The organism is Rhizobacter sp. P3_B12 (assembly GCF_056402895.1).
Genome location: NZ_JBFUGN010000176.1, coordinates 1 through 8,735, shown reverse-complemented (window position 1 = coordinate 8,735; position 8,735 = coordinate 1). Strand labels below are relative to the sequence as shown.

Genomic DNA, 8,735 nt, shown 5'->3' with positions numbered 1-8,735 from the left:
GGCCTGCGCGCATGGCACCAAGGCTTCGACAAGCTCAGCCCGAACGGATTGGGCTCAGCCCGAACGGATTGGGCTGAGCGCGAACGGATGGCGGCTCAGCGCGGCACCAGCGTCGTCCCGGTGATCTGCTCCTGCGCCTCGACCAGCGAGGGCACGAACTTCGCGCCGTGGCCCAGCGCGCTGGCCAGCGTCAGCGACTGGTGCACCGCCTCGCCCAGCCAGGCCGGCACCGTCAGGCTCTCGGCCAGGTGGGTGTAGTAGCGCAGGTCCTTGCGCGCGTTGTCGAGCTCGAACGACAAGCCCTTCACGTCGCCCTGCAGCGTCTTCGCCATCGCCTGGAACAGGCCGGAGTTGACCGCACCGACCGTCGTCACCGCCACCAGCTGCCCCAGGTCGACGCCCGCGCGCCGGCCGACCGCAAACGCCTCGGCCGTCGACGTGCAGATGGCCTGCGCCATGAAGTTGTAGAGCAGCTTGACGACATGCCCCGCGCCCGGCGGGCCGACATGGTGCAGGTTCTCGGCAAAGCAGCGCAGCAGCGGCTCGATGCGCGCAAAATCCTGCGGCTCGGCGCCGACCATCACGGTCAGCCGCCCGGCTTCGGCATCGGCAGCCGAACGCGCGAGCGGCGCATCGATCAGCAGCACCTGCTGCGCGGCACAGCGCTCGCGCAGCGCGGCGGTCGAGGCCGGCTCGCTGGTCGAGCAATCGATGACCACCAGCCCCGGCTTCGGCCGCGCGAGCAGCCCGCCGTCGCCGGCGAACAGCCCCTCGACCTGCGGCGTGCCGGTGACGCAGATGAACACCACGTCGCAGCGCGCGGCCAGCTCGGCCGGCGTGTCCACCTGCACCGCGCCGCGCTCGACCAGGTCGGCCACCCGATCGCGGTTGCGGTGCACGGTGAGGTGCAGCGCATGGCCCTTCAGTTGCAGGTTCTTCGCCATGCCATGGCCCATCAGGCCGCTGGCGCCGATGAATCCGATCTTGCTCATTCGCTTGTCTCCTGGTGTCTTGTGGATGGGACTGTTGGCAGAATCGACCGCTCATGACGCGCCGCCCCGAACCCCCGCCGCTGCCCGCCGAGGCCCAGGACGTCGCCCGCCTGCTCGGCGAAGACATCATCTTCGGCCGCCTCGCGCCCGGCAGCCGGCTGGTCGAAGACCCGCTGATGGCGCGCTTCGGCGCCACGCGGCATGGCGTGCGGCGTGCGCTGGCCGAGCTGGAGCGCATCGGCATCGTGGTGCGCGAGAAGAACAAGGGCGCGAGCGTGCGCGCGCTGGCCGCCACCGAGGTGCGGCAGATCTACGAGGTGCGCGAGCTGCTGCAGCGGCAGGCGGCGCTGCGCATCCCGCTGCCGGCCGATCCCGCGCTGGTCGCGGCGCTGGAGGCGCTGCAGCAGCAGTTCATCGCGGCGCTGCGGGCCGGCGACCACGGCACCGTGCACCGCATCAACGACGAGTTCCACCTGACGCTGTTCGGCGGCTGCGGCAACCCGTACCTGATCGGCTCGATCCGCCACTACATGTGGCTGAGCCTGCCGGTGCGGGCGCAGCGCACCGCCGCCGCCGGGCACGCCGAAGCCGCGGCCGACGAGCACCTGGAAATGATCCGGCTGCTGAAAGGCAGCGACAACGCGGCCCTGGCGGAGTTGTGCGTCGCGCATCTGCAGCTCGCGAAGCGGGATTACCTCGAAGCGGCCGATCACCAGCGGTGATGGACCTGGGCTTTTGCGTGCTTCTCGTAGATCGAATCGACAGCTTTCATCGTCTCGGCTGACAGTGCCGGCAGGTCGGCCGCGCGCATGTTCTCCTCGATCTGCTTCGGCCGGCGGCCGCCCGGGATCGCACACGTCACCGCCTCCTGCATCAGGATCCAGCGCAGCGCGAACTGCGCCAGCGACTGCCCTGCCGGCACCAGCGGGCGCAGCGCCTCCACCGCCGCCAGGCCGCTCTCGTAGTCCAGCCCCGAGAAGGTCTCGCCCTTGTCGAACGCCGCCCCTTCGCGGTTGAAGCTGCGGTGGTCATCGGCAGCGAACTGCGTCTGCCGCGTGAGCCCGCCCGACAGCAGCCCCGACGACAGCGGCAGCCGCGCGAGGATGCCGACGCGGCGCGCCAGCGTCTCGCGGAACAGCAGCTCGGCCGGCCGCTGGCGGAAGATGTTGTAGATGACCTGCACCGACTGCACGCCGGGGAAGTCGATCGCCTTCAGCGCCTCCTCGACCTTCTCGACGCTGACGCCGTAGTGGCGCAGCTTGCCGGCGCGCACCAGGTCGTCGAGCACGCCGAACACCTCGGGCAGGTAGTACACCGGCGTCGGCGGGCAGTGCAGCTGCAGCAGGTCGAGCGCCTCGGTGTCGAGGTTGCGCAGGCTGCGCTCGACGAAGGCCGTCAGGTTCTCGCGGTTGTAGCCCTCGGCCACGTGCGGGCTGAGCCGCCGGCCGGCCTTGGTGGCCACGTAGAACGGCTCGCTGCGCTCCTTGCGCAGCCGCGCGATCAGCCGCTCGCTGTGGCCGTCGCCGTACACGTCGGCGGTGTCGAAGAAGTTCACGCCCAGGTCGAGCGCGCGGTGCAGCGCGGCCATCGATTCGTCGTCGTTCACCTGGCCCCAGGTGCCGCCGATGGCCCAGGCGCCGAAGCTGATCGTCGACACCTTCCAGCCGGTGCGGCCGAGTTCGCGGTAGTTCATGGAAACGTCTCCAGTGGGTTCCTTCCGGGATTATCGATAATTTTTCAATTGCGAACCTTTCTCATCGCGGGTCGCCGGCGATTTATCATCCGCGGTGTCGGCGAATGTCGCCATCGTTTCATCAATCGCCAGCCATCGCGCTCTCGCACGGATCTCCGTCCTGCCCGTGGGTCGCCCAGCCAGCACACTGCCCGCGACCGGGCCCCGGAGTATGTTTTCCATGGCAGTTCAACCCTTCCTGCGGCCGATGGCCCGCCCGCTCACGGCCGTCGCGCTCGCCATCGCGGCCTGGCCGTTCGCCGTGCGCGCGCAGCAGGCCGATGCGCCGGCCGCAGCCGCCCCTGAAGTCACGCTGGAGCCGGTGCAGATCAGCGGCAACTGGCTGGGGAGCGGCCTGCAGAACAGCGTGAAGAGCTTCGCCGGTGCACGCACCGTCGTGAAGAAGGAAGAGATCGAGCAGACCGGCGCCGTGTCGATCGGCGAGGTGATGCGCCGCATCCCCGGCGTGCAATCGACCGAGAACTCCGGCAGCGCCGGCAGCGCGATCTCGCTGAACATCGGCGTGCGCGGCCTGACGGGGCGCTATTCGCCGCGCTCCACCGTGCTGCTCGACGGCATCCCGCTGGCGGTCGCGCCCTACGGCCAGCCGCAGCTGTCGTTCGCACCGGTGAGCCTGAACAACATCGAGTCGGTCGACGTGGTGCGCGGCGGCGGCGCGGTGCGCTACGGCCCGCAGAACGTCGGCGGCATCATCAACTTCAACACCCGCTCGATCCCGGCGACCGAGGCGCTGAGCGGCGATGCCACGGTGCGCTACAACAGCTTCGGCGAAGGCGGGCACAACACGCAGTACAGCCTGTTCCTCGGCCGCGAGCTGGACAACGGCCTCGGCCTCGCGCTGCTGTACTCGGGCCTGGACGGCAGCGAATGGCGCGCCGCCAGCGACGAGAAGGTGAACGACCTGGCCGTCAAGTTCCGCCAGCCGCTGGACGGCAAGGCCGAGGTCTACGGCAAGCTGTCGTACTACGACGTCACGTCGCGCACGCCCGGCGGCCTGACGCCGGCGCAATACACCGTGGACCCGTTCCAGAACACCCGCCCCACCGACTACTGGAGCGGCGTGCGCAAGGGCATCGACCTGGGGTACCTGAACCCGCTGTCGGCCACGCAGGAGGCCGAGGTGCGGCTCTACTACAACGAGAGCTCGCGCGCGAGCGTGCTGATCAACGCCGCCGGCACGGTGCTGACGCACCAGCCGCGCAACTACCGCGTGCTGGGCGTGGAGCCGCGCTACACGCAGCGCCTCGCGTTCGGCAGCGTCGCGCACGACGTGACGGTGGGCTACCGTTTCATCCGCGAGCGCGGTGACGACAACAGCTTCACCGCGCCGCTCGCGAGCGGCGCGGTCAGCGCGACCACCCGCTTCGAGAACGAGACCGATGCGCACTCGGTGTATGTCGACGACCGCATCGCGATCGGCAGCTGGCGCATCACGCCGGGCGTTCGCTTCGAACACATCAGCACCACGCGGATCGACGGCACCGGCAAGACCTTCGAGACCGACAACGACAAGGCGCTGCCGTCGCTGAACGTGGCCTGGCTCGTGACTCCGGAGTGGACGCTGTTCAGCAACTACAACACCTCGTTCGGCCCGGTGCAGAACATCCAGCTGAACTCGCAGACGTCGAACAACCCGCTGAAGCCCGAGGTGGCGAAGACCTTCGAACTCGGCACGCGCTGGAAGAGCGCGACGCTGAGCGCGGAACTCACCGCCTTCCGGCTGCGCTTCGACAACCAGATCCAGCAGGTCGCCGGCACGACGGCCCCGAACGTCGTCTTCCAGAACCTGGGCGCCACCAAGCACGACGGCATCGAGACGGCACTCGACTACAGCTTCGACAAGGACAGCGCCCTCGCCGGCCTGAACGTGTTCGCGAACTACACGCACACCCGCGCGCTGCAGGAATCGGGCGACACGGCCGGCAACGAGGTGCCGTTCTACTCGCGCGACACCGACACCGTCGGCGCCCGCTACCGGCTGGCCGCGTGGTCGTTCAGCCTGTCGAGCACGCACCAGAGCTCGCAGTTCTCGGACAACGCCAACACCTGGAACGAATCGGCCACCGCCGGCACGGGCCTGGTCCCCGGCTACCGCCTGTGGAACGCGCAGGTCGGCTGGAAGCTGCCGACCGCCACCGCGATCGACGTGCAGCTCGGCGTCAACAACCTGACGGACAAGCGCTACTACACGCGCAACGTCGACGGCAACGCCGGCCGCATGGTGGGCGCACCGCGCACCACCTGGGTCCAGGCGCGCGTGGCGTTCTGATGTCCGCCGCCGTGCAAGTGCCGCAGGCGCCGTCGCGGCGCCAGGGGTTGCGCCGCGTCTGGCTGCGGCTGCACCGCTGGCTCGGGCTCAGCGTCGGCTGGGTGCTGGCCATCGTCGGTCTGCTCGGCGCAGTGCTGGTGGTCGCGCAGCCGGTCGATCGCTGGGCGCACCCGAACCTGTTCCAGGCTGAAACCCCTGGCGGCGCCGCGGTGCCGCTGGAGCCGATGCGGCAGCGGCTGGTCGCGGAGTTCGGCAGCGCCAGCGTGCTGACCTTCCGCCCGCCGCACAGCGCCGACGAGACGCTGTGGGTGCTGGTGCGCGGCAAGCGCTGGAGCGGCACCGTGTACTTCGACCCGTCCACCGGCCGCGAGCAGGGCCGGCGCGGCGACAGCGAGGGCTTCGTCGGCTTCACGTTCAAGCTGCACAGCTCGCTGCTGCTGCAGGACACCGGCAAGGCGATGCTCGCCTGGGGCGCGCTGGTGTACCTCGCGATGCTGGTGACCGGCGTGGTGCTGTGGTGGCCGCGGCGCTGGCCGCCGTCGTGGCGCATCGAGCTGCGCCAGGGCGTGCTGCGCGGGCTGTTCGACCTGCACCGCAGCGGCGGCATCGTGATGGGGCTGGTGATCGCGGTATCGGTGGCGAGCGGCGCGTACATGGCCTGGCGGCCGCTCGGCGAGTTCGTCACCTTCCTGGCCGGCGGCACCTTCGCGCGCCCGCCGGTGCTGCCGAAAGAGCCGAAAGACGCACCGGGCGGCCCGCCCGCCACGGTCGACGAGCTGGCCGCGCAAGCGCGGCGGCAGTTCCCGAATGACCCGATCGGCTACATCCAGCTGCCCGGCCCGGACCGCCCGGTGCGCGTGCGCATGCGGCTGCCCGACGATCCGCACCCGAACGGGCTCACCTCGGTGTGGCTGCACCCGCACACCGGCGCGGTGCTGGCCGTGCAGCGCTGGAGCGACCTCGATCCCGGCAGCCGCGCGGTGGCCTGGGTCTACCCGCTGCACGTCGGCGAGCTGGGCGGGCTGCCGCAGCAGGTGTTGATCTTCTTCAGCGGCCTCGCGCTCGGCGGCCTCGGGCTGACCGGCGTGTGGCTGTGGTGGCGCCGCCGGCCTTGACCTCCCTGCGGCTCGTCAGCCGGCGCTGAGCCGCGCAGCGGTCATTTGTCTGGGGTGTCCTCGGCGGCTTCTGCATCGTTCCTGCAGAACTGTTCGCTAGCGTGTCCGGTTCCGACTTGGACACGAAGGCGCACGGACATGAGCGACGAGATGGAGACCCAGCTGATGCGCTGGCCCTTGCGGCTGCTGCTGCAGGGGCTGGACGCACGCGACGAGGGCGCGGTGCGCCGCTGCCTGGCCCATGCCACGCGCCAGCTGCAGCACCCGTGGCAGGTGGTGCACGACGGCGACGCCGAGGTCGTGCTGGTGGCCGGCCTCGAGATCGACACGGTGCGCGGCATGCTCGAGCCGCCGCTGGTGACGCTGCACCTGGCGCCGCCTGCGCAGGATGCGCGTGCGCTGGCGTGGCGCACCGGCCGCGCCCCCGGCACGGTGCTCGCGAGCCCGCTGCAGCCCGACGCGCTGGTCGAGGCACTCGAATGCGCCGAGCACCGCTTCGCCGGCGAGGCCCCGGCCACGTTCACGCAGTTGTCCGCCGGCTGCCGTTTCCGGCTGCGCCGCTGGCCGCCCAGCGGCTTGATGTGGGAGGACAACGACAACCTGCGCCTGGCGAGCTTCATGCTCACGCGCTCGCTCGATCTCGAGAAGCTGATGCGGCTGAGCAATGTCGCCGCCGACAAGTGCGTGGCCTTCATCACGCGGATGGCCAACGCGAACCTGCTGCACCTCGAGCCGGTGGGCGCGAGCGGCGAGCCCGCCTCGCCTTCGCCGGCCGCGGCGCCGTGCGCCGAAGCCCCGGCGCGACGCCCCACCCGCGCCTCGGGCGGCCTGCTGAACGCGCTGCGCCGGCGCCTCGGCCTGGCCAGCCGCTGAACCCCAAGGAGACATCGATGCAGCACTCGGACATCCCGCAGATCGCCCTCCCCACCCTCACCTTCGAAGCGCCGCGCCCGCCGCGCGATCCGGTCGCCCTGGCACTCGCAGGCCTGTGCCGGCAGGCAGGCGTCGAGGGCTGCGCCCTCGTCGACGCCTCGACCGGTACCGTGGATTCCACCAGCGGCCGCACCCGCAGCGGCGGGGTCTGGGAATCCGCCACCCGCTACTGGCAGCTGTACCACCGCCAGCGGCGGCACTTCGCGCCGTGGGGTGGCCTGCGCTCCGCGGTGTTCGTGCATGCCACCGGCTCGATCGCCGTGCTGCCCTGCTGCGACGAGCCGCCGCTTGTCATCATTGTGTGCGCCCACTCCGGCAGCGTCGACTGGCCCGAGTGCGAGCGCCTGACCCACGCGCTCGGCGCGGCCTTGCGCTCGCTGCTCGACCGGCCGCTGGTGCAGATCGCCGCCTTCTGAACACCCCGTTCATCGTGATTTCGATATGCCTCAATTCGAAATCACGATGAACACGTACCAATTCATGCCACCTCACGCAAGCATTGCAAGCGCGTGAAACCGGTTCCAGTCCGACACGGGCTGCCCTCCTACCATCCGGGCGAACTTCAGCCCCCTCAGGAGGACAACCCATGTTTCCGTTTCGAAGCAGCAAGCTCTGCCTCGCGCTGATCGTCGGCGCCGGATTCACGCAGCTCGGCCATGCGGCCGACCTCGCCGCCGGCCGCTACACCGTGCGCTCATCGTTCAGCGGCCTGTGCCTGGCGGTCGACGGCGGCTCGACCGCCGAAGGCGCGAACGTCGTGCAATCGACCTGCGACACCTCGCCCGCCCGCCAGTTCGACCTGCAGCGCGACAGCCAGGGCTACTACCGGCTGGTGAACGTGAACAGCGGCAAGGTCGTCGACGTGCAGGACATCTCCACGGCCAACGGCGCCAACGTGCACCAGTGGACCTGGCTGAACGGCGACAACCAGCGCGTGACGCTGCAGGACCTGGGCAGCGGCAAGTACTACGTGCGCTTCAAGCACAGCAACAAGTGCATGGACGTCGGCAATTCGAGCCGCGCGCCCGGCGGCAACATCGGCCAGTGGGAGTGCAACGACGGCGAGAGCGAGAAGTGGACCTTCGTGCCGGTGGCCGGCGCGCCCGCTCCGGCCCCTGCGCCCGCCCCGGCCCCGACGCCGGCCCCCGCCCCGTCGTCGCGCTACAGCGTGCGCTCCAACTTCAGCGGCCTGTGCCTGGCCGTCGCCGGCGACTCGACGGTCAGCGGCGCCGACATCGTGCAGATGTCGTGCAACAGCTCGCTCGGCCGCCTGTTCGACCTGGTGCGCGACACCGAGGGCTACTACCACCTGACCAATGCGAACAGCGGCAAGGTCGTCGACGTGCAGGACGTGTCGACCGCCGATGGCGCGAACGTGCACCAGTGGCAGTACGTCGGCGGCGACAACCAGCGCTTCACGCTCGACAACCTCGGCGGCGGCCTGGTGAACGTGCGCTTCAAGCACAGCAGCAAGTGCCTGGACGTCGGCAACTTCAGCAAGGCCGAAGGCGGCCACATCGGCCAGTGGAGCTGCAACGGCGGCGAGACCGAGAAGTGGACGCTGGTCGCGGCCGCCCCGGCGCCGTCCCCGGCGCCTGCGCCGGCCCCTGCGCCCGCTCCGGCACCTGCCCCAGCTCCTGCCCCCACGCCGGCTCCGGCGCCCGCACCTGCTC

Annotated in this window: 8 protein-coding genes; 6 read left to right on the top strand and 2 right to left on the bottom strand. The window is 70.4% G+C overall.

What is annotated here, in order from left to right:
* Window positions 1-95 precede the first annotated feature (95 nt).
* Window positions 96-992 (bottom strand): NAD(P)-dependent oxidoreductase, encoded by an 897-nt coding sequence (locus AC1D01_RS12205; RefSeq protein WP_477866491.1) that lies wholly within the window; start codon window positions 990-992, stop codon window positions 96-98.
* 53 nt (window positions 993-1,045) lie between these two features.
* Between AC1D01_RS12205 and AC1D01_RS12200 the strand changes: the two genes are divergently transcribed.
* Complete coding sequence (locus AC1D01_RS12200; protein WP_477866489.1) at window positions 1,046-1,714, top strand: GntR family transcriptional regulator; 669 nt, start codon at window positions 1,046-1,048, stop codon at window positions 1,712-1,714.
* Here the strand turns inward: AC1D01_RS12200 and AC1D01_RS12195 are convergent.
* Window positions 1,702-2,685 (bottom strand): aldo/keto reductase, encoded by a 984-nt coding sequence (locus tag AC1D01_RS12195; RefSeq protein ID WP_477866487.1) that lies wholly within the window; start codon window positions 2,683-2,685, stop codon window positions 1,702-1,704. The two genes, AC1D01_RS12200 and AC1D01_RS12195, sit on opposite strands and share 13 nt — an antisense overlap.
* 247 nt (window positions 2,686-2,932) lie before the next feature.
* Here AC1D01_RS12195 and AC1D01_RS12190 point away from each other — a divergent pair, with 247 nt between their 5' ends.
* The 5 genes from AC1D01_RS12190 to AC1D01_RS12170 form a co-directional block, all read left to right on the top strand.
* The gene (locus AC1D01_RS12190; RefSeq protein ID WP_477866485.1) at window positions 2,933-5,014 is read left to right on the top strand and encodes a TonB-dependent receptor family protein; all 2,082 of its coding nucleotides are present in this window, start codon (window positions 2,933-2,935) and stop codon (window positions 5,012-5,014) included.
* Window positions 5,014-6,129 (top strand): PepSY-associated TM helix domain-containing protein, encoded by a 1,116-nt coding sequence (locus AC1D01_RS12185; protein WP_477866483.1) that lies wholly within the window; start codon window positions 5,014-5,016, stop codon window positions 6,127-6,129. Before AC1D01_RS12190 ends, AC1D01_RS12185 begins: the two co-directional genes overlap by 1 nt.
* Before the next feature lie 138 nt (window positions 6,130-6,267).
* Window positions 6,268-7,002 (top strand): hypothetical protein, encoded by a 735-nt coding sequence (locus AC1D01_RS12180; RefSeq protein ID WP_477866481.1) that lies wholly within the window; start codon window positions 6,268-6,270, stop codon window positions 7,000-7,002.
* Window positions 7,003-7,019: 17 nt separating this feature from the next.
* Window positions 7,020-7,478, top strand: coding sequence for a hypothetical protein (locus tag AC1D01_RS12175; RefSeq protein WP_477866479.1), 459 nt, complete (start codon window positions 7,020-7,022; stop codon window positions 7,476-7,478).
* Window positions 7,479-7,648: 170 nt separating this feature from the next.
* On the top strand, window positions 7,649-8,735 hold a 1,087-nt coding region (locus AC1D01_RS12170), incomplete at its 3' end, for an RICIN domain-containing protein (protein WP_477866477.1).

Coding starts and splice junctions, on each gene's coding strand:
- AC1D01_RS12205 (WP_477866491.1), bottom strand. CDS start 992: ATGAGCAAGATCGGATTCATCGGCGCCAGCGGCCTGATGGGCCATGGC.
- AC1D01_RS12200 (WP_477866489.1), top strand. CDS start 1,046: ATGACGCGCCGCCCCGAACCCCCGCCGCTGCCCGCCGAGGCCCAGGAC.
- AC1D01_RS12195 (WP_477866487.1), bottom strand. CDS start 2,685: ATGAACTACCGCGAACTCGGCCGCACCGGCTGGAAGGTGTCGACGATC.
- AC1D01_RS12190 (WP_477866485.1), top strand. CDS start 2,933: ATGGCCCGCCCGCTCACGGCCGTCGCGCTCGCCATCGCGGCCTGGCCG.
- AC1D01_RS12185 (WP_477866483.1), top strand. CDS start 5,014: ATGTCCGCCGCCGTGCAAGTGCCGCAGGCGCCGTCGCGGCGCCAGGGG.
- AC1D01_RS12180 (WP_477866481.1), top strand. CDS start 6,268: ATGAGCGACGAGATGGAGACCCAGCTGATGCGCTGGCCCTTGCGGCTG.
- AC1D01_RS12175 (WP_477866479.1), top strand. CDS start 7,020: ATGCAGCACTCGGACATCCCGCAGATCGCCCTCCCCACCCTCACCTTC.